The following is a 19423-nucleotide window of genomic DNA, read 5'->3' as shown; positions in this document are numbered from 1 at the left end:
AGATTTTTACAACCTCCTCAGAGAGGATTCAAGGGATGCGAGCAGATCTTCAACGGTTTCCATCCAGTCTTCGACCTGAGCGATTCCGTACTCGAGAATCGGTTGTTTCGTCCAGTCTAATCTCAGGAACTTTCTCTTCAATCTTTTAAGAAGTCTCTCCGCACCTTCTTTCGATGTTCCAGGAAGAACGATCATTATTTCGTTTCTCTTTAGAAAATCGAATCTATCAGAGGACCTCAAAAGTTCCCGGAGGATTTCATAGACGCGTCTCGCTGTGCCGTCATCTTCGAAGAAGAGATAGATAACAGAAAGTGGAAATCCGTATCGCTTTGATTTTTCGAATTCGTCTTCGAGATAGCTGAGGATACCAAATGGGAATATCAGGTACACCTTCATCATTTCGAATTTTCTTCTCAGCAAAAAGTCCGGAAGGCGTGGATCGATCACGTCCAGCACACCTTCCGGGATATTTTCAGGTACGTTCTTTGAAACCAGAATCACCCACCGACCCTGTTTTTTCAAATCGTCGGTGATGATCACATCCGCCGATTCATTTATGAAAAAACCTGCCTCTTGAACGATACTGGCTATTCGTTCACGGAGTTTTTCATCTTCCAGATCAATCTTCACTTTCATTTCACCATCTCCAGGAAGTATCTGTGCAGTCTCAAATCGTCGGTGAGTTCTGGGTGAAACGTGCACGCGAGTATATTTCCTTCTTTCACTAGAACAGGATCATAGTCGTAAGTTGCCAGAATTTCCACATTCTTTCCTGTTTCAACGATCCTCGGAGCCCTTATGAAAATGGCTCTGAACGGATCTTTTCCTACAGCGGGTATCTCTACAAACGTCTCAAAACTTTCGACCTGTCTTCCGTAGGCATTTCTTTCAACGGTTATGTCCAAAACTCCTAGTTTTTCCTGAGAGTAGTTTTTGATGCGCTTTGCGAGAAGGATCACACCGGCACACGTTGCAAAGACGGGAAGGCCGTTGTTTATTCTTTCCACCAACTTTTCATCCATATCCATCTCTTTGAGAATTCTTATCATGGTGGTCGATTCTCCACCGGGCAGAATGAGGCCATCCACCATGTCCAGCTGCTCTGGAAGTTTCACTATCAGGGTCTCAACTCCGAGTTTATGGAGAGCTTCCACGTGTTCTCTGACGTCTCCCTGAACACCCAGAACGCCTATCTTCATTCTTTACCACCCTCTCTCCTGCATTCTCACTTCGAGTTCTTCGACATCGAGCCCTCTCATCGGCTCTCCTATGTCTTCGGAGATCTTGAGGAGTATCCTTGGATTGTCCCAGTAGGTAACGGCCAGCACCATGGCTTTCGCCATCTTTCTCGGATCCTTGGACTTGAAGATACCGGATCCCACGAACACTCCATCTGCTCCGAGCATCATCATGAGAGCCGCATCCGCAGGAGTTGCCACACCACCCGCTGCGAAGTTCACAACGGGAAGTCTTCCAAGTCTCTTGACCTCTCTGAGAAGCTCGACGGGAGCTCCTATTTCTTTTCCGTAAGCGACGAGTTCTTCGTCTTCCATCTTCGTCACCTGTTTTATCTGTTCCATCACCCTTCTCATGTGCTTCACTGCTTCTACAACGTTTCCCGTTCCGGCTTCTCCCTTCGTTCTGATCATGGCTGCACCTTCCGCTATTCTTCTGAGAGCTTCCCCGAGATCCCTTGCACCGCAGACAAAGGGCACTTTGAATTCGTGTTTGTTGATGTGGAACCTGTCGTCAGCTGGTGTGAGGACTTCGGATTCGTCGATGAAGTCAACTCCGAGTTCCTCCAGTATCTTTGCTTCGGCTATGTGACCGATTCTCACCTTCGCCATCACAGGGATGGACACTGCTTCCATGATTTCTCTGATCTTTGCGATGCTAGCCATCCTTGCGACTCCACCTTCTTTTCTGATATCGGCGGGAACCCTTTCGAGGGCCATGACGGCGACTGCTCCCGCTTCTTCTGCGATCTTTGCCTGTTCAGCAGAGGTGACGTCCATGATGACGCCACCCTTGAACATCTCCGCAAAACCTTTCTTTATGATCCAGGTGCCCTTTTTGATTTCCATTCCATCCACCTCCTCACTCTTCTTCCCAGTAGCGCTTCTCCACTTTTTTCAGTCTGGGGTTTTCTATCTTGTACCTTCCCACCTTCGCACAGTGTCTACCATTGACTTCAACGATATCGGCTGTGATGTCCACTTTCTCCCTCAGAAGGCGAGATCCAACACCATAAGCATCTGCAGGAACTCCGAGTCTTTCGAAGAGATCTATCTTCTTCTCGTCGAATCCTCCAGAGACGACTATCTTCAGATCCTTGAGCCCCACTCTGTCGAACTCCTGACGGGCTCTCCAGACGAGTTCCGGGCACACCCCAAAGGAAGACTCGTCCTTTGGTACCACGGATTTATCTCTTAGATTCCCGGAAGTGTCGAACCTCACACCCCATATCTTGTTCTTTCCGGGACCTATGATCGGTGAAGGATCTGTCACTCCGAGTTTGAACGGCTTTTTCATCACGTACTCGTAGAATTTTTCGATGACCCTGAAGGTCGTTCCTATCACATCGTTGTCCCAGTCCACAAGAATGATCCTGTTCACGTCTTCCTCCATGTGAATATCGAACGCGATGGCAGCATCTTCGGTCTTTCCGTCGTAGCAAGCTATCAGAGCATGCGGCATCGTTCCCATCGATTTGACGCCCCAGTAGTCCGCGTTCGCGTCCGTCGAAACTCCAAAAGCTCCGGCCTTGAGCGCTGCGTAGCCGTCCGTTGCTTGGACCCAGTAGTGATCGAAACGGGCGCTGAAGAAAAGCACGGGTTTTCCTCTCGCCGCTTTCACTACTTTCTTGACGGCAGTCGCCGTGCTGGTTGCTCTTGCAATCACCCCAAGGAGAACCGTCTCAAGATACCCGAAATAGGTGGGATCTCCTTCTATCGTCATTACTGGCTCTCCTTCTTTCGCTTCCTCGCCGTCGTAGAGGGCGTGTACTTCTATTTCTTCCCATTTGTCAACCCACAGATCGTTCAATTTCAATCTGAGGTCCCACTTTTTCTGAGTGAGCTCCAGAATCCTCTGAACGTTCATTTCAACTGAAGCTGCCTGCATTTCTTTGTCTATTTTCAAGATCTCCTCGAAGAGCTCTCTTGCTTTTTCTTCGTCTCTGTAGTATCCTGTGCAGAACTTCAAGATGGCGAGAGCCTCGTCAATTCCACAGATAGTAGCGTCTTTTCTCGGAAAGAACTGGTAGTACACCCGTGGATGGTGGTTGTCTTTCTTCAGGACTTTCACGTAGTTTATGAAATAAATATCGGAGTAGTAACCGTTTCTGATGCGGTCGATGGGAACCTTGAAGACCTCTGGACTGAGTCTTTTCACATTGATCACCTCAGATGAGTTCTGCTCCTAAGATTTCTTTCATTTCTCTCAGTGCAAAACGGTGAAGCCCTTCATCGTAAGAAGCAACGCCTTCAGTGATTATTTTAACAGGGATATCCCTGTTTCTCAACTCTTCAACGGTGAAGAGTACACAAATGTGTGTTACAACTCCACAGACGTAGACTTCGTCTATTTCGTTGTCCCTGATTACCTTTTCAAGATTTGTGTTGTAGAAGGCACTGTATCGGTTTTTCTTCACAGAGAAGTGATTGGGATAGTCTTCCAGGGCTTTCTCGAGCTTTTCGGTGAGTCTTGCACCATCGGTGTTCGCAACACAGTGTTTCGGCCAGAGGCTGAATTCTCTGTCTTCAGGATCATGCCAGTCTTGGGTGGTGATGATGGGGAGGTTCTCCTTTTTGAACTCTTCAACCCATTTCAAAACGGGGTCGATCACCCTTTCCGCACCCTCGAAGTAGAGAGCACCTCCTCTGTCCACGAAATCTCTCTGAAGGTCTATCACAAGAAGCGCTCTCACGTTTTCACCCCCTAAAAAGAAAAGCCCCGTGCGGGGCTGGCGGAGGCGGTGGGACTCGAACCCACACGGGCCTTCCGGCCCACCGGTTTTCAAGACCGGCTCCTTAGCCAGTTCGGACACGCCTCCAGTTTTAAATTATACAACAAAACAAACCCCCCGGCAAGTGCCGGGGGTTGATTTATGATGGTTTGGATTAGAATGCAACGGAAGCTTTCAAGTAGAGGTACCAGGTGAAGTAATCGTTGATATCAGCAGTACCATCACTATTGGAATCAAACAATGTTCCGAAGAAGAATCCTGTTGTGAGAGGTCCGTAGACGTAGCTGGTGTCAACGTTGTATCCAAGTTCGTTGGTGTCAACTTTGTACTGTGCAGCTGCTTTGACTTTGAGATTCTCAACAGCTGTGACTGTCAGGTTGGCATCGATGGTGACATTAGTAGCAGAAGCGACAGCATCATCCCAGGAAGCGCTCACATTTGCCTCTGCCATATCGGAGTCGTAAGCAAGAGCAAGCGTCACAGGCAGGCTGAAAGAATTGGCATCAAGATCGTAAGTCGGTGTCAGTTCTGCACTGAAGGTCACTTCATCGGTGACACCAGCTTCCGCTTTGAGACCAACTTTCACGAGTTTGGATCCCCAGGGTGCTGTCCAGCCATCGCCATCAACAGAATCATCGTCGTAGTATGTGGGGGCTCCTTCAGAATAGACAAAGTATGGAGACACCGTCAGAGTAACAGGTTCCATTTCAAAGGACTTGCTGTACTGTGCTTCTACCAGGTACATGCTGGTTGCTTCGTAGGCGTAGGCAAGATCGACCACGAGATTTTCAAGGATGTCTTTTCCAGTGAGATTCAAGTGGGCAGCATAGCCATACGCGCTTGTAGCATTGTTCGTATCGGTATCATAGAACGCACCAAAGAGTGTTGCATCGAGAAGATCAAGGTTTGTCACGCCGAGTTTCAGAGCAACGGCATCGTCGAAGTAGTTGTTGGTATCATTCGTGGCGTTGGTGAGATCTGTCTCAGACACAATGTCTGCAAAGTAGGCGGTCAGAGAAATTCCTTCAAGACCAAGTTTTGGCGTAAATTCAAGTGCTCTGTCTCCTACGTAGTAGAACACATAGCCATCCCCATAGATATCAGAGTTGTAGTAAGTGAGATCGAACAGATCTGTTGTGACAGCTATCTTGCTGAGAGAAGCGGTTGGTCCAAGGACGTCAATGGAAAATTCTGCTGTAATGGTAGCAGGTGCTGTTACACTGCCAGAGCTTGGAGAAATGGACACAGACAAATCACTAATACCACCTTCAAGATCGATGCCTTCTTCATCGAGGTACGCGTTGAAGTAGCCAGTTCCAGAGACATTGACTTTAACGACGTCTTCGTAGGCAAACGCTGCTGTGACTAAAAGACCCAGTACCAGGAAAAGAGCGAGCAACTTCTTCATAACATCTTACCTCCCCTCAGAATAAATTTTGGTTTTATTTACCACTGATTGCGATCAGAATGAGACCGAGAATTCCAAAGAACGCGCCTGTGAGGATGCTGAGATTTCTGTTGTAAGCCTTCACGCTTTCGATTTTGCTTTCGAGTTCTGTTTTCACCTGATCGATTTTTTCGTTGGTTTCGTCGTATTTCAGATTGAGGTCTTCTTCAAGAGAAGATATTTTGCCGTACACGTTGATGATGTCCTGTTCGTGAAGATCAACCATCTTCTGTATCTCTGCGTCTTTTTCCTTGAGAGCGGAAATCTCATCGTTCAATTTGCTTTCTGTGTCGAGGAGTTTTGTGTAGACCATGTTCAACGTTTTCTCCTGTGACTCTATTTTAGCAGAAAGTTCGGCCTTCGTGTCAAGTATTTTTTTGTTGAGATCTTCGTTGAGTGCAGCGACTTTGTTGTAGAGGTTTATGATGTCTTTTTCGTGAAGTTCGACCATTGCGGAGATTTCTTCATCTTTCCTGGAGAGTTTCTCTTCTGCCGCGGCGATTTTGTTGTTGAGTTCTTCGTTAACGGAACTGATCTTGTTGTAGATGTTTATGATGTCTTTCTCGTGAAGGTTGACTATTCCTTCGAGATCGGCGATCTTGTTTCCAAGGTCCTTTTCAAGGGCTGCGAGTTTTTCGTTCACTTCGGAGATCTTTGCGTCCACATTCTCCTTGTATCTTTCGTAGTCTCTGGAGAGATTTCCAAGTTTGAGCCCGATGTTGTTCACAACTTCTCTGTTGAGCGAGATCTCTTTGTCGAACTCCATCTCGATCTCTTCTTTCACAGAATCGATCTTCTCGAGCAGTTCTCTTTCGGTTTCTGTGAGATTGGCCTGAGTGGTACCTATCTGGGATGCCAGAGTGTCCAGTATGCCGGTGAGACCGTTAACCTTCTCCTCGAGGGCCATGTACTTGTCGGAGAGATTTCCAACAACCTGTGCCAGATCACCTGAAGCACCTGCAAGCATCTTCTGTTCGATGAAATCGAGGAGCCTGCTCACCGCAGTCGCTGCTTCGTATCTGGTGATGTACCTGTCCCCTTTGAACTCGCCGTCCGGATAACCTATGAAGATACCCCTCTGCCACAGCTTCCAGACGTACTCGTAAGCCCAGTGATCTTTTGGAACATCAGGGAAGAACGCGAACATCGCTGAGAAGAAAACGGACAGCATTGCAACGGTAAGAAGAACTCTCTTCATGGGACAAACCTCCCTTCTTATTGATCACAGTTAAATCCTGTGGTGATTATACCATCCCGTCCAAAGGAAATTCAAGAGTTTTCTAAAGTTTTTTTGTCTCTCCACCTGATATTCTGTAGAACTTCCTCTTTCCAACTCTCAAAACTCGCTCTCCATCAGGTTCTACAGTGAATTTTATGTCCTCTATCCTCTCTCCGTCGATGTACACTCCACCTTGAGAAACGAGTCTTTTAGCCTCACTTTTGCTGGATGCAGCTCCTATCTCCACGAGGAGATCCACGATGTTCTTATCCTGAGAAATCTCAACGACCGGCATCTCGTCAGGAATTTCTTTCTTTTGAAAGACTTTCACGAATTGTTCCTGGGCCTTCTTTGCGTTTTCCTCTCCGTGGAAGAAACGGGTTATTTCGTACGCGAGAACCATCTTTACGTCTCGTGGATTGATCGTTTTTTCCTTCATCTTTTTCTCGTACTCTTCGATCCGTTCTTCTGGGATGTTCGTGAGAAGGTGCATGTATTTTATGATGAGTTCATCAGGTATGGACATGAGTTTCCCGTACATCTCCTCGGGCGGATCGTTGAAAGCGATGTAGTTTCCGTAGCTTTTGCTCATCTTCAATTTTCCGTCTGTTCCCTCGATGATCGGCATCGTCATGACGATCTGGGGCTCTTGACCGTATTCTTCCTGTATCTTCCTTCCCACAAGGAGGTTGAAAAGCTGATCCGTTCCGCCGAGTTCCACATCTGCCTGGATGGCAACGGAATCGTAGGCCTGTGCGAGCGGGTACAGAAACTCCGATACGGCGATGGGAATGCCTTCTTTGAATCTCTTTGCGAAATCGTCTCTCTCGAGCATCCTCGCAACCGTGTACTTTGAAGCCAGAACGATCACATCCGCGAAGGTCATCCTGTCGAGCCATTCACCGTTGAATCGAAGCTCCGTTCTTTCTGGATCCAGTATCTTGAAGGCCTGTTCCTGATAGGTCTTTGCGTTCTCCAGAACCTCTTCTTTGGTCAGCATGGGACGCGTTTCGTTCCTTCCAGAGGGATCACCAATGCGTGCGGTGAAGTCTCCTATGATCAGAACGACCGTGTGACCGAGCTCTTGAAACTCTCTCAACTTCCTCAGAACGACCGCGTGACCCAGATGCAAATCGGGCCTTGAGGGATCCACGCCGAGTTTCACGCGGAGTTTTCCCTTTCTTTTTATTCTGTCGAGGAGTTCTTCTTCGCTTATGAGGTCAACAACATTTCTTTTGAGAATTTTCACCTGTTCTTCCGGCGTCATCCCATCACCTCGTTAGGACGAAAGCTGTTACTACGCAGGAAACGAAAAAGAGTACAGACAGGACAAGAGTGATCTTTCCACCGGTGTCGAGGCCTTTCCTCCTTCCAAAAACGGTGTGAAGTCCTCCACTTCCGAAGGCACCACCGAGCTCTGAGAATTTCGACATCTGTACCTGGACCATGTAGATGAGAGCCACGCTTATGATGGTGTGAACGATTAGGAAAAACGTCTTCATCACTACACCTCCCTGGGCATTATAACACGTTCTTCAAGAATCTTCCGGTGTAAGAGTGAGGATTCTTTGCTATTTCCTCTGGTGTTCCCGTTGCAACTATGTAGCCACCTTCTTTTCCACCTTCAGGACCGAGATCTATGATGTGGTCTGCGTTTTTTATGACATCGAGATTGTGTTCTATCACGATTACGGTGTTTCCTCTATCTACCAGCCTGTGGAGAACTTCCACGAGTTTTCTCACGTCTTCAAAGTGAAGTCCCACAGTTGGTTCGTCGAGTATGTAGAGGGTTCTTCCCGTATCTCTTTTTCTCAACTCAGAGGCGAGTTTGATTCTCTGCGCCTCACCCCCGGAGAGGGTGGTGGCTGGTTGCCCGAGTTTCACGTATCCCAAGCCCACATCGTGCAAAACCTGAAGCGTTCTCTTTATAGAGGGTATGTTCTTGAAGAACTCCAGCGCTTCATCCACCGTCATATCGAGTATATCAGAAATGTTTTTTCCTTTGTAGGTTATCTCGAGTGTTTCTCTGTTGTATCTCTTTCCCTTGCAAACATCGCACTCCACGTACACATCGGGAAGGAAGAGCATTTCTATCTTCACGTAACCCTGACCCTGACAGGCTTCACATCTTCCTCCCTTCAGATTGAAGCTGAATCTGCTCTTGGTGTAACCACGTGCCTTAGCAGCGGGGGTCATGGCAAAGAGGCTTCTTATTTCGTCGAACACCTTGGTGTAGGTAGCCGGGTTGCTCCTCGGTGTTCTTCCAATGGGAGATTGATCTATCGCGATCACCTTGTCGATGTTCTCGTGTCCTTCGATCGAATCGAATTCTCCAGCGGGAAGTTTGGTTTTGTGAAGGAGATTCATCAACGCCGGGTAGAGCGTTTCCATGACGAGGGAAGATTTTCCAGATCCCGACACTCCCGTGACACAGACGAAGACACCGAGGGGAATCTCAACGTCTATGTTCTTCAGATTGTTGTGACGAACGCCTTTGATCTTCAAAGACGCGTAAGGAAGCCGCCTCGTTTTGTTTACTGCGATCTTTCTTTTCCCCGAGAGGTATTCACCCGTCAGAGAGCTGTCTGGATTTTTCAAAAGTTCATCCACGGTACCCTGGAAGACGACCCGACCACCGTTCGTTCCCCCGCCCGGTCCGATGTCTATGATGTGGTCAGCGTTCCTGATCACTTCCTCATCGTGTTCCACCACTATCACCGTGTTTCCAAGATCTCTGAGCTTTTTGAGGGTTTTTATCAGTCGCTCTGTGTCCCTTGGGTGGAGTCCAATAGTCGGCTCGTCCAGAACGTAGATGACTCCCGTGAGACCCGAACCTATCTGTGTTGCGAGCCTTATTCTCTGAGATTCTCCTCCAGAGAGTGTGGTGGCGGATCTGGAGAGAGTGAGATATTCGAGTCCAACGTCCACGAGGAATTCGAGCCTTTTTTCTATTTCCTTCAGGAGTTCTCCCACGATTTCTCGCTCTCTTTCGGTGAGATTCAGATTCTTCAAAAATTCGAGTTCTTCTGAGATAGAAAGCTCGGTGAACTCGTGTATGTTCAAACCGTTTATCTTCACAGAGAGGGCTTCCCTGTTCAGTCTTTTCCCACCGCAGACGGAGCAGGTTCTCTGTACGATGAAGTTCTTTTCCAGCCACTCCTTCATCTCGGGAGATTCCGTTTCTCTGTGCCACCTCTGAACTTTTGGAACCACTCCTTCGAAACGATCATCTCCGTACAAGATGAACTCTTTCACATCTTCAGGCAGATCTTTGAAGGGAAGGTGAGGGGAAACACCTCGCTTTTCTATCTCCCTTGCGACCCATCTCGAGAGCCTTCTGTCCCATCTGTACGGAATGATCGCACCTTCGAGAACGCTCTTCTCTTCGTCTATCACGAGGGATGGATCCACCTCAAATGTGAAGCCGAGGCCGTGACAGTTCGGACACGCACCGTACGGACTGTTGAAAGAAAACAGCTTTGGTGTGATCTCTGGAAACCCGATACCACACACCGGGCACATGAGGTTTTCGCTGAAGATCTTGCATTCTCCGGTGTCGACGTTTCTGATCTCGACGAATCCTTTTCCTTCCCTCATTGCTAGCTCGAGACTGTCCAGTATCCTGTGTTCGTTTCTGGTTTCAAGGATCAACCTATCGACCACCAGCTTCACAGTGTGTCGTTTGTTCTTGTCGAGTTCCGGCACTTCCTCGAGCCTGTAAATCTCGCCGTCTATTTCTATTCTCGCGAATCCTTTGGAGATGAACTCTTCGATCTCTTTTTTGAATGTTCCTTTCTTCTCCGTCGCAACTGGTGCGAGTATGTAGATTCGACTCCCCTCTTTGAAAGAATTGAACAAATCCTGAAGGATCTCATCGATGCTCTTTTTCTCGAGAGGCCTTCCGCACTCAGGGCAGTGGGCTTTTCCTATCCTCGCGTAGAGCACCCTCAGGTAATCGTAAATTTCCGTCACCGTTCCAACGGTCGATCTGGGATTGTGAGAGACGGTTTTCTGATCTATGGCTATGGCGGGGGAAAGCCCTTCTATCTCGTCAACATCGGGTTTTTTCAGGTTGCCGAGGAACTGTCTCGCATACGTAGAAAGTGACTCCAGATATCTTCTCTGCCCTTCGGCGTATATCGTGTCCATGGCGAGTGAAGACTTCCCCGATCCTGAAACTCCCGTTATGACAACAAGCCTGTTCTTTGGAATCCTCACGGTTATGTTTTTCAGATTGTGAATTCTTGCTCCTTTCACCACGATTTCGTTCACAGGATCACCCCCAAAACGAGGGCGCCGAGGATCAGAGTCAGCACCAGTGGGAGGAACACCTTCTTTAGAATGTCGAACACCTCTACCTCGAAGAATTTCGCAGACAGCACGACGCACAGATGAACCGGAGACAGTATGACACCACCCACAGCGAACATGTAGGTGTACACGGCGTACTTGCTGCTGAACACCTCCATCAAAACAGGAAGAGAAATACCGACGGCTGCCTGTGTGATACCCGTGGAGATTCCCGACACGAGAGGTAAAAAGATGAGAAGGATCCAGGGAGAAAGATTCCATCTGACAAATTCAGCCGCGATGCCTTCACCCACGCCGGAGTGTTCAACTATGACCTTGTAGATGTAAACAAGAAAAAGGACGAGAAAAACATCCCACTTATTGAAAACCTGCTTCAGAGTCTTTAGAAGGTATCTTCTCCTGAATACCGCATAACCCGATGTGCTCAAAAGAAGTGCGAACCATCCTGGAACTTTGAAAATAAGTATGAGAACACCCGTTCCCAGAACGGGTATCAGTGGAAGAAGATTGAAGAAAGATCTGGGTTTAGAGAGACGGGGAAGTTGCTTTCCATTGAAAAAAAACCATCCCAGAAGAAAGGCTATGGCAAACACAGGAAAGAGAGTCAGAGAAACCTTTCCCGGATGGATCCCGGAGAGTTCAGAGACGAGCACCACAGCTGGATATATGGGCCAGAAGAATTCTATCGTGTGTCTGAACCAGTAGTTCTTGACGGCGAGTTTCAGCGGATTCTCTTCGGGAAGTGAATTCTTCACTATGGGAGCTGTGAAGAGAGCTCCGCCGGGCATCGGCATGAGACCTATGAGAGCGGGGACGAACGAATCCACGTTCTTCGAAAAGATAGTTCGCATTTCCTCGGAAAAGCGGTTGTAATCACCTGAATTTTCCATCATTCCTGAAAGAAGGTATATCAGAAAAACCGTCGCAATGAGTGACCAGAAGGAATCTGAAGAGATCGTCCAGGAAAGAATTTCCGGAATGTTTCTCACCTTGAGAGAGAGAATCATCACGATGACACCAGAGAGCAGAGAAATGGAAAGTTTTTTGAAAACTCTCTGCACAACAATGACTGTGAAAAGGGATAACAACACTGACAGAGTGTTCAAGACTCTTCTACCTCCACGACGTAAAGAAAAAGAAGAAGGGGAGATTTCCCCTTCTTTCTTGTCTGGAGCGGGCGACGGGATTCGAACCCGCGACCCCCAGCTTGGCAAGCTGGTGCTCTACCACTGAGCTACACCCGCCTGCTCTATCCTGGTGCGAGAGGTGGGACTTGAACCCACACGGGCTTCAGCCCACTGGATTCTAAGTCCAGCGCGTCTGCCAGTTCCGCCACTCTCGCACCGCTGGTGACCCGGGTGGGATTCGAACCCACGACCCCCTGATTAAAAGTCAGGTGCTCTGCCTGCTGAGCTACCGGGTCGCCGGTACAAATGATATCACAGAGTGGAGAGGATTTCAAGAGGTGAGTTGAGACTGCGAACGTTAGGTGTTAAAATATTCAACAAAGAGGTGATGTGAAATGACCGGAGTGTGCATCGGTTCCTCGAGTGTTTCATTCTACAGTGAAAGGGAGAAAGGAAATCTTCCTCACAACGGAGATCCCCTCGCTCTGCTTTCCATGATGATCCCCGCTTTTCTCGATGAAGGGCCCGTGGTCATCACAGGTCGAAAGACAAGAGAAATAATAGATCTGCCTCAGATATCCGAAGCGGAGGCAACGGAAATCGCCTACAGGCATCTCATGAAAAAATACGGAAAGGTCGAAGCCGTTGTCAGTGCCGGTGGGGAGAACACCATTCTCTACAGAGTGAACGATAAGGGAATCATAACCGGCATATACACGGGTAGCAAGTGCGCCTCGGGAACGGGAGAATTCTTCCTTCAGCAGCTTCAGAGGATGGGAATATCTCTTGAGGAAGCCAACAGTGTCGAGACGGAAGAGTACTATGAACTCTCCTCGAGGTGTACCGTTTTCTGCAAGAGTGATTGCACCCACGCGCTGAACAAAGGGGTTCCAAAGGAACTCGTTCTGAACGGTCTTGGAAAGGTGATGGCCGACAAGATAGTGGAACTGGCTCACAAGGCAGGAGTTAAGAAGATCCTCCTTGTCGGTGGAACGACGAGAAACAGGCTCATGTTGAAGCACCTGGAAAGAGTTCTGGAAGTGATCGTTCCGGAAGAAGCGCTGTTCTTCGAAGCCTACGGGGCTTACCTGTGGGGAAAGCTGAACGGAGTGGTATCGAAAAAGACCTTCACGATCAAAAAAGAAGAAATTACCAGTTTTCCCACTCACGAGCCTCTCAAAAAGTACCTGCACATGGTCGAGTTCAAAGAAATGCCGTTCCAGCAGGCAAGAGATGGGGATGTGTGTGTGCTGGGAATAGACGTTGGATCCACCACAACGAAAGCGGTGCTGATGAGATACGATGATGAAGCCATCCTGGCGGGAGTGTACCTTCGAACTCTGGGAGATCCCATAAGAGCGGCAAGGCAGTGCTACTCCTCTATATTGGAGCAGCTCAACGGGACGAAAGTGAAGATAATCGGACTCGGTGTGACGGGATCAGGGAGGAAGATCGTTGGGCTGTATTCTCAGACCGACGCCGTGTACAACGAGATAATGGCGCACGCGAAAGCGGCCGCTCATTTCGATCCAGAGGTGGACACGATCTTCGAGATAGGAGGTCAAGATGCCAAGTACACCTATCTGGTGAACGGGGTTCCGGCGGATTACGCGATGAACGAAGCCTGTTCGGCCGGGACGGGATCTTTCCTCGAAGAGGCAGCGGGAGAGTCCCTTGGAGTCCACTACACCGAGATCGGAGATCTCGCTCTGAAAGGCGAAAATCCTCCGAACTTCAGCGATCAGTGCGCGGCCTTCATAGGAAGCGACGTCAAGACGGCGGTGAACGAAGGGATCTCTAAAGAAGACATATGCGCCGGGCTTGTGTACTCCGTGTGTATGAACTACCTGAACAGGGTGAAAGGAAGCAGACCTGTAGGAAAGAAGATCTTCATGCAGGGCGGAGTTTGCTACAACAAAGCGGTGCCTGTTGCCATGGCTGCTCTCGTTGGAAAGAACATAGTTGTTCCCCCGCACCCGGGTTTGATGGGCGCTTACGGAGTGGCTCTGCTCACCAAAGAGAATCTTGAACTCGGTTTTCTGGAAAAGAAAGAGTTCAAACTGAAGGAATTGATCTCCAGAGAAGTCAGATACAGAGGAACGTTCATCTGTCCCGGTGGGAAAGAAAAATGCGATAGAAAGTGTGAGATCAGGATCATAGAGATCGATGGAAAGCGGTTCCCGTTCGGTGGTGCCTGCAACAAGTACGAGAACGTGCTGAGACACGCCAACATAGACAGCACAAAGTACAACTTCGTCAAAAACAGGGAGAAATACATTTTCCACCTCGAGAGAGAAGTGAAGGGAGCAAAGACCATCGGTTTGAGCAGATCTTTGGCGATGAACAACCTTTTCCCGCTTTTCTACACCTTCCTTACAGAACTCGGTTTCGACGTTGTGGTTCCCGAAAAGTCCGACAGACGCGGCTGGGAGATGATGAACTCCGAATTCTGCTTCCCGGTGGAACTCTCCCACGGCTACATGTACGATCTGATCTCGAAGAATCCGGATCTGATATTCGTTCCAAGGTTGAGAGGAATCAAAGTGGAAAATTCAGAGAACTACAACGTCTTCTGTCCCTTTGTTCAGAGTGAAGTTGACTGGCTCACATCTGCGTTTCCTGAAATGGAAGAAAAGCTCGTGACGGGCTATTTCGATTTCTCGCGCGGTGATGAAAAGGAAGAATTTCTCAGAGTGGCTGAAAGGCTTGGAAGATCACGCGAGGAAGGGGAACGAGCCTTTGAAAAGGCCTGGAAGGCTTTCAACGAAAGGTTTAGTCTCATAAAGAAACAGTGGAATGAATTTCTGAAAATTCTTGACGAGTCGGAATTCGGTGTGGTTCTCTTTGGAAGATCTTACAACGCCTTCTCTTCCGATGCGAACATGGGAATCCCCGAAAAATTCGCCACCCGCGGAATTCCCATCATCAACTTCGATTCCATACCCTTCGAGGATGAAAAGGGCTACAGAAACATGTACTGGTCGTGGGGAGAGATGATTCTCAAAGCGTCACGATTCGTCGAAAAGCATCCAAAACTCTTTGGGGTTTACATCACCAACTTCAGCTGTGGGCCCGATTCTTTCATCATCTCTTACTTCAGAGACATAATGGCGAAGAAACCATCACTCGTTCTGGAACTCGACAGTCACACAGCGGACGCGGGCATAGAAACGAGAATCGAAGCCTTCATAGACATTGTGAAGAGTTATCTCAGACTTCAGAGAAAGAAAGAAGAAAGAAAGAGTGCGAAAAGACCCCAAACAGTGCTGGAGAAAAACACCCTCTACGTGATCACTCCGGACGGAGAGAGACTGCGGCTCAACGATGAAAGGGTGAAGGTTGTTTTCCCGTCGATGGGTCAGTTCGGGTCTCAGTGTCTTTCTGCGGCTTTCAGATACTACGGTGTCAGGTCCGACGTGTGTCCTCCACCGGACGTCGAGGAGTTCAAACTCGGAAGGGGGAACTCTCTTTCGAAGGAGTGTCTTCCTCTTCAACTCACTCTTGGAAGCCTCATAAAGTACATCAGAGAGAAAGCATCCGATGACGAGATCATACTTTATTTCATGCCAGAGACGATGGGACCGTGCCGTTTCGGGCAGTACAGTGTCTTCATGAACCTGTGGCTCGACAGGAACAACGTGAGAAACGTGACGCTCTTCGGTTTGAATTCCGAAAACGCCTACGCGGGGCTTGGAATCGCTTTCAGGATCAGAGCATGGCTGGCTGTTGTCGTTTCCGATGTGTTCTTCGATGTGGAACGCGCTGTGATGACGCTGGCGAGGGACAAAGAAGAAGCGAAAAAAATCCTTGAAGGATGCAGGGAAAAGATATTGAACAGTCTTGCAAACGATTCTCTCAGGGACTTCTTCAAAACACTCGATGAAGTCTCAGAGATACTTTCGGGTGTTGAGAGAATAATGGATTACGAAAAGGCACCGAAGGTACTGCTCACAGGAGAAATCTACGTGAGAAGAGACGAGTTTTCCAGAAAACACCTCGAAAACCTGATGGAGAAGAACGGGATCATCATGCACATATCGCCGGTCCACGAGTGGATCTATTACACGGATTATCTGTACCTCAACAGGTTGATCTCTCCGAATTCCACCCGCGTGGACAGGCTGAAGAAGCGAATCGAGATCCTCGTGAAAAGGTACGTAGAGAGAAGAGTGAAAAAAATCTTGGAAAAAAGCGGCTTTTACAGGTCTCATATGGTGGATGTAGAATCCATTGTTGACGCGGCGAAAGACTACCTGAATCCAAAGCTCACCGGAGAAGCGATCCTCACCATAGGAACCGTCCTGCATGAGATCGTAAACCACTACGATGGTATCATCTCAATAGGACCCTTTGGTTGCATGCCGAGCAGGATAGCGGAAGCGGTTGTGAAAAAAGGCTTGAAAGAACAAAAAGAGAAGACCACAGGGGTTTTGAGAAAAGTACTGGACGAGTTCGGAGACCTTCCCGTGATACACATAGAGTCCGATGGGAATCCGTTCACACCAACGGTACAGAGCAAGCTGGAGGCGTTCATGTTCCAGGTCAGAAGATTGAGAAACTACCTGAACGGTCTGCTGAACACGGAGAACACCCTGGAGGAAACTGAAGAGACTCTCCCTGAAAATATCAGGGTTGATTCATGAGAGTCTCCAGCACCTCTTCTTCTATTTCTGAGAAACGAGGATCGGAAAAAGTTTTTATGGTTCTCGGCTTTGGAAACGGCACGCGTATTTCCTTCAAAATCCTTGCGGGGCGATCGGAGAGGATCAATATTCTGTCTGAAAGGAAGACCGCTTCCTCCACGTCGTGAGTGATGAGTACGACCGTACTTTTCATCCTGTGTACGATCTCAGAAAGCCATATCTGGAGTTTCTTTCGAGTGTAAGCATCTACCGAAGAAAAAGGTTCATCGAGTACGAGGAGCTCCTCGCCCGATAGAACGGCCCTCAGAAGAGACAGTCTCTGCCTCATACCGCCACTCAGCTGGTACGGCCTTTTCTCTTCAAAGCCAGAAAGACCGAATCGTTCAAACAATTCTTTTATGTTTGATGGCGGCAGTTCTTTTCTGAGAACGAGTGGGAGCACGGCGTTCTCATAGGCGGTCATCCAGTCGAACAGCACATCCTTTTGAGGACAGTATCCGAGACGAGATGTGAAGATCTCTATCTTTCCCTCGTAGGGAATCAATCCCAGAATAGCCTTCACAACGGTGGTCTTTCCACATCCGGATGGTCCCACAAGGGAGAGGATCTCTCCCCTTTGAACCTCCAAGGAGAGATCCTCCACCGCTTTGAGTTCTCCGTAGCAAACCGTGAGGTGGGATACCTTTATCACGGTAGGAACTCGTTTGTGAACGCCTTCGTCACGTCTATCGTCTCTTTCAGGAATCCCATAGAGTGAAGCCATTCCGCGTATCTCCTCCAGACTTCTTCTTTCTGGTAGCCCCATTTTTCCGCGTCCGCTTTGTACTGACCTGCGAGGTACTTTTGAGATTCTACAACGATCTTTTCATCCAGTTCCGGAGCGTATTTGAGGAGTATTTTGGCTGCCTCCACAGGGTGCTGTATTGCGTACTCGTATCCCTTGGCCGTGGCTCTCAAAAATCTTCTTACGAGATCTGGATTTTGCTTTATGAGAGATTCGCTCGTTATCAGAACCGGCGTGTAGTAGTCAAAGACTTCGTCTATATCCTTCAGCGGGAGGAACTCTATCTCTATCCCTTTCACCTTGCTGGCAACACCGTCCCATCCGTAGAAGATCCAGGCAAAATCGAACACATTGTTCAGCGTTCCCGCAAAGAAATCCATCTGTCCCACGTTCACAAAAATCACCTTTGAAGGATCTGCACCGTATTTTCTCATGATGTATTCTATGGTCGCCTTCTCTATAGGAGAACCCCAGCTTCCGTATCTCTTACCCTCCCAGTCTTTCACACTTTTGATTCCTTCATCCTTCAGCCAAGCGAAACCCGATGTGTTGTGCTGGATGATGGCAGCTATGGAGACGATGGGCATCCCTTCTCCTCTGGAGAGGGTGACCGCTTCCTGATAACTCACGCCAAATTCCGCTTTTCCACTCGCTACAAGCTGTTCCGCTGTCAACCGAGACGGTTGAACGATCTTCACATCCAACCCTTCTTCTCTGTAGTATCCAAGGTCCTTGGCTACGTAGAGCCCCGTGTGGTTCGTGTTGGGATACCAGTCCAGTACGACCGTTACCTCTTCAGCGAAAAGTGCAAGGACAGAGATCAAAAACATCGCAATGAAGGTCAGTCTTTTCATTTTACCAGCCTCCTTTCCTCGAACCAAGGTGTGAGTTTTCTGGAGAGAATATCAGCTATCTTGAAGACGGCAACGCTGAGCACAACCACAACTATCACAGAGAGAAAGAGCCTGTCAGCTCTGAAGGTGTTCATTGCCCTTATCATGTATATGCCCAGGCCTTTTTCTGCTCCAAGCCATTCTCCTATCACAGCGGAAACCACAGCGTATGTGGCGGATATCTTGAGCCCAGAGAGAACGTAAGGTAACGTGTGCGGTAGTACAAGGTACCTGTAGATCTGGATCTTCGTTGCCTTCATCACTTTGAAAAGATCCAGAGCGTCCTGATCGATCGTTCTGAATCCTTCGAGAGTGTTGAGCGCAACCGGAAAGAGTGTGACGAACGCTACTATGCCTATTTTCGTGCCCACGCCCAGACCGAACCAGATGATGACGAGCGGTGCCACAGCAACGATGGGTATCGCCTGTGAGATGATGAGGATCGGGTACATTACCTCTTTCACCGTCTGGAACAGATCCATCAGGACCGCAAGCCCCATTCCCAACACGAGGCCTATAACCAGGCCAGAAAAAGCCTCAAGGATCGTGTAGAGACTGTGATCCATCAAGATTTTCCACTGCGAAAGTCCCTCGAGAACTATGGAAGAAGGTTTGGGAAGAAGATACTGTGGGACTTTCGAGAACTCCCACACGAAAATCAGAGCTATAAAAAACAGCCATTTAGCGGTACTTCGATACCTTCTCTTCAATCGTGATACCTCCGACTTTGTAATCGATGTCCAGCTGAAGAACGAATCGTTTCGCGAACTGTTCAAGGTATCTGACGAGCTCTTTCACACGATCCATGATCTCTTCGAATTCACCTTCCACGGTGGTGTTGGAAGGACCCACTTCGTATTTCATGCCCCACGAAGAGATCTTTTCGATCGCTCTGTCGATCACCTCGTGGAGTCTTCCATCTTCCACGGCGGGAATCACCTTTATGGAAACCGTTACTTTCGGCATTTTTTCACCTCCTCAATTCGGCTCTTCTAATTTGAATTATAACATAGTATAATAGAACCGGGAGGG

Annotated in this window: 16 protein-coding genes and 4 tRNA genes; 1 reads left to right on the top strand and 19 read right to left on the bottom strand. The window is 48.4% G+C overall.

All coding sequences use genetic code 11. The features are described from left to right. Nucleotides 1-6 precede the first annotated feature (6 nt). The 15 genes from AS158_RS06240 to AS158_RS06170 all read right to left on the bottom strand — a co-directional run bounded on the left by AS158_RS06240 (nt 7) and on the right by AS158_RS06170 (nt 12367). The gene (locus AS158_RS06240; RefSeq protein ID WP_165304722.1) at nt 7-636 is read right to left on the bottom strand and encodes a diguanylate cyclase; all 630 of its coding nucleotides are present in this window, start codon (nt 634-636) and stop codon (nt 7-9) included. Beyond that, nucleotides 633-1199, bottom strand: coding sequence for a pyridoxal 5'-phosphate synthase glutaminase subunit PdxT (pdxT, locus tag AS158_RS06235; RefSeq protein WP_004081494.1), 567 nt, complete (start codon nt 1197-1199; stop codon nt 633-635). Before pdxT ends, AS158_RS06240 begins: the two co-directional genes overlap by 4 nt. A 3-nt stretch (nt 1200-1202) precedes the next feature. Further along, complete coding sequence (gene pdxS / locus AS158_RS06230; protein ID WP_004081493.1) at nt 1203-2084, bottom strand: pyridoxal 5'-phosphate synthase lyase subunit PdxS; 882 nt, start codon at nt 2082-2084, stop codon at nt 1203-1205. Between the two features lie 13 nt (nt 2085-2097). Further along, nucleotides 2098-3393 carry a nicotinate phosphoribosyltransferase gene (locus AS158_RS06225; protein ID WP_038054714.1) on the bottom strand — a complete coding sequence of 432 codons (1296 nt, stop codon included), beginning with the start codon at nt 3391-3393 and terminating at the stop codon, nt 2098-2100. Between the two features lie 10 nt (nt 3394-3403). Then, nucleotides 3404-3928: an isochorismatase family cysteine hydrolase gene (locus tag AS158_RS06220; RefSeq protein ID WP_038054712.1), complete on the bottom strand. Its 525-nt coding sequence runs from the start codon at nt 3926-3928 to the stop codon at nt 3404-3406. 37 nt (nt 3929-3965) lie between these two features. After that, nucleotides 3966-4054, bottom strand: a tRNA-Ser gene (locus tag AS158_RS06215). A gap of 67 nt (nt 4055-4121) precedes the next feature. Beyond that, the gene (locus tag AS158_RS06210; protein WP_165304721.1) at nt 4122-5375 is read right to left on the bottom strand and encodes a hypothetical protein; all 1254 of its coding nucleotides are present in this window, start codon (nt 5373-5375) and stop codon (nt 4122-4124) included. A gap of 34 nt (nt 5376-5409) precedes the next feature. After that, entirely contained in the window at nt 5410-6612 is a 1203-nt protein-coding gene (locus tag AS158_RS06205; RefSeq protein WP_165304720.1) for an S-layer homology domain-containing protein, read from the bottom strand. An 82-nt stretch (nt 6613-6694) separates the two neighbouring features. Continuing rightward, entirely contained in the window at nt 6695-7900 is a 1206-nt protein-coding gene (gene tyrS / locus AS158_RS06200; protein ID WP_165304719.1) for a tyrosine--tRNA ligase, read from the bottom strand. A gap of 4 nt (nt 7901-7904) precedes the next feature. Further along, nucleotides 7905-8135 (bottom strand): preprotein translocase subunit SecG, encoded by a 231-nt coding sequence (secG, locus tag AS158_RS06195; RefSeq protein WP_004081487.1) that lies wholly within the window; start codon nt 8133-8135, stop codon nt 7905-7907. A gap of 19 nt (nt 8136-8154) precedes the next feature. Further along, the gene (gene uvrA / locus AS158_RS06190; RefSeq protein WP_038033638.1) at nt 8155-10905 is read right to left on the bottom strand and encodes an excinuclease ABC subunit UvrA; all 2751 of its coding nucleotides are present in this window, start codon (nt 10903-10905) and stop codon (nt 8155-8157) included. Beyond that, nucleotides 10902-12050 (bottom strand): TIGR00529 family membrane protein, encoded by a 1149-nt coding sequence (locus AS158_RS06185; protein WP_012310549.1) that lies wholly within the window; start codon nt 12048-12050, stop codon nt 10902-10904. Before AS158_RS06185 ends, uvrA begins: the two co-directional genes overlap by 4 nt. 63 nt (nt 12051-12113) lie before the next feature. Then, nucleotides 12114-12188: transfer RNA gene (locus AS158_RS06180), tRNA-Gly, on the bottom strand. 11 nt (nt 12189-12199) lie between these two features. Then, a tRNA-Leu gene (locus AS158_RS06175) sits at nt 12200-12286 on the bottom strand. Nucleotides 12287-12291: 5 nt separating this feature from the next. After that, nucleotides 12292-12367, bottom strand: a tRNA-Lys gene (locus AS158_RS06170). 99 nt (nt 12368-12466) lie between these two features. Here AS158_RS06170 and AS158_RS06165 point away from each other — a divergent pair. Then, the gene (locus AS158_RS06165; RefSeq protein ID WP_012310548.1) at nt 12467-16714 is read left to right on the top strand and encodes an acyl-CoA dehydratase activase; all 4248 of its coding nucleotides are present in this window, start codon (nt 12467-12469) and stop codon (nt 16712-16714) included. Here AS158_RS06165 and AS158_RS06160 read toward each other — a convergent pair. The 4 genes from AS158_RS06160 to AS158_RS06145 are packed head-to-tail and all read right to left on the bottom strand — an operon-like array spanning nt 16698 to nt 19357. Beyond that, nucleotides 16698-17477 (bottom strand): ABC transporter ATP-binding protein, encoded by a 780-nt coding sequence (locus AS158_RS06160; protein ID WP_235231264.1) that lies wholly within the window; start codon nt 17475-17477, stop codon nt 16698-16700. The two genes, AS158_RS06165 and AS158_RS06160, sit on opposite strands and share 17 nt — an antisense overlap. After that, nucleotides 17402-18352: an ABC transporter substrate-binding protein gene (locus AS158_RS06155; protein WP_011943079.1), complete on the bottom strand. Its 951-nt coding sequence runs from the start codon at nt 18350-18352 to the stop codon at nt 17402-17404. The genes AS158_RS06160 and AS158_RS06155 overlap by 76 nt, the downstream gene beginning before the upstream one ends. Continuing rightward, entirely contained in the window at nt 18349-19101 is a 753-nt protein-coding gene (locus AS158_RS06150) for an ABC transporter permease (RefSeq protein WP_011943078.1), read from the bottom strand. The genes AS158_RS06155 and AS158_RS06150 overlap by 4 nt, the downstream gene beginning before the upstream one ends. After that, nucleotides 19073-19357, bottom strand: coding sequence for an MTH1187 family thiamine-binding protein (locus AS158_RS06145; protein ID WP_011943077.1), 285 nt, complete (start codon nt 19355-19357; stop codon nt 19073-19075). Before AS158_RS06145 ends, AS158_RS06150 begins: the two co-directional genes overlap by 29 nt. Between the last annotated feature and the right edge of the window lie 66 nt (nt 19358-19423).

Source organism: Thermotoga sp. 38H-to (genome assembly GCF_011057665.1).
Lineage (GTDB): Bacteria > Thermotogota > Thermotogae > Thermotogales > Thermotogaceae > Thermotoga.
Note: the sequence above shows the minus strand (reverse complement) of the source record. Positions and strands in the feature narration are given on the sequence as shown.

Bases quoted from the DNA above. Each gene is read 5' to 3' on its own strand.
- AS158_RS06240 (WP_165304722.1), bottom strand. From the start codon at position 636: ATGAAAGTGAAGATTGATCTGGAAGATGAAAAACTCCGTGAACGAATA.
- pdxT (WP_004081494.1), bottom strand. From the start codon at position 1,199: ATGAAGATAGGCGTTCTGGGTGTTCAGGGAGACGTCAGAGAACACGTG.
- pdxS (WP_004081493.1), bottom strand. From the start codon at position 2,084: ATGGAAATCAAAAAGGGCACCTGGATCATAAAGAAAGGTTTTGCGGAG.
- AS158_RS06210 (WP_165304721.1), bottom strand. From the start codon at position 5,375: ATGAAGAAGTTGCTCGCTCTTTTCCTGGTACTGGGTCTTTTAGTCACA.
- AS158_RS06205 (WP_165304720.1), bottom strand. From the start codon at position 6,612: ATGAAGAGAGTTCTTCTTACCGTTGCAATGCTGTCCGTTTTCTTCTCA.
- tyrS (WP_165304719.1), bottom strand. From the start codon at position 7,900: ATGACGCCGGAAGAACAGGTGAAAATTCTCAAAAGAAATGTTGTTGAC.
- secG (WP_004081487.1), bottom strand. From the start codon at position 8,135: ATGAAGACGTTTTTCCTAATCGTTCACACCATCATAAGCGTGGCTCTC.
- AS158_RS06165 (WP_012310548.1), top strand. From the start codon at position 12,467: ATGACCGGAGTGTGCATCGGTTCCTCGAGTGTTTCATTCTACAGTGAA.
- AS158_RS06160 (WP_235231264.1), bottom strand. From the start codon at position 17,477: ATGGCTTCACTCTATGGGATTCCTGAAAGAGACGATAGACGTGACGAA.
- AS158_RS06155 (WP_011943079.1), bottom strand. From the start codon at position 18,352: ATGAAAAGACTGACCTTCATTGCGATGTTTTTGATCTCTGTCCTTGCA.
- AS158_RS06145 (WP_011943077.1), bottom strand. From the start codon at position 19,357: ATGCCGAAAGTAACGGTTTCCATAAAGGTGATTCCCGCCGTGGAAGAT.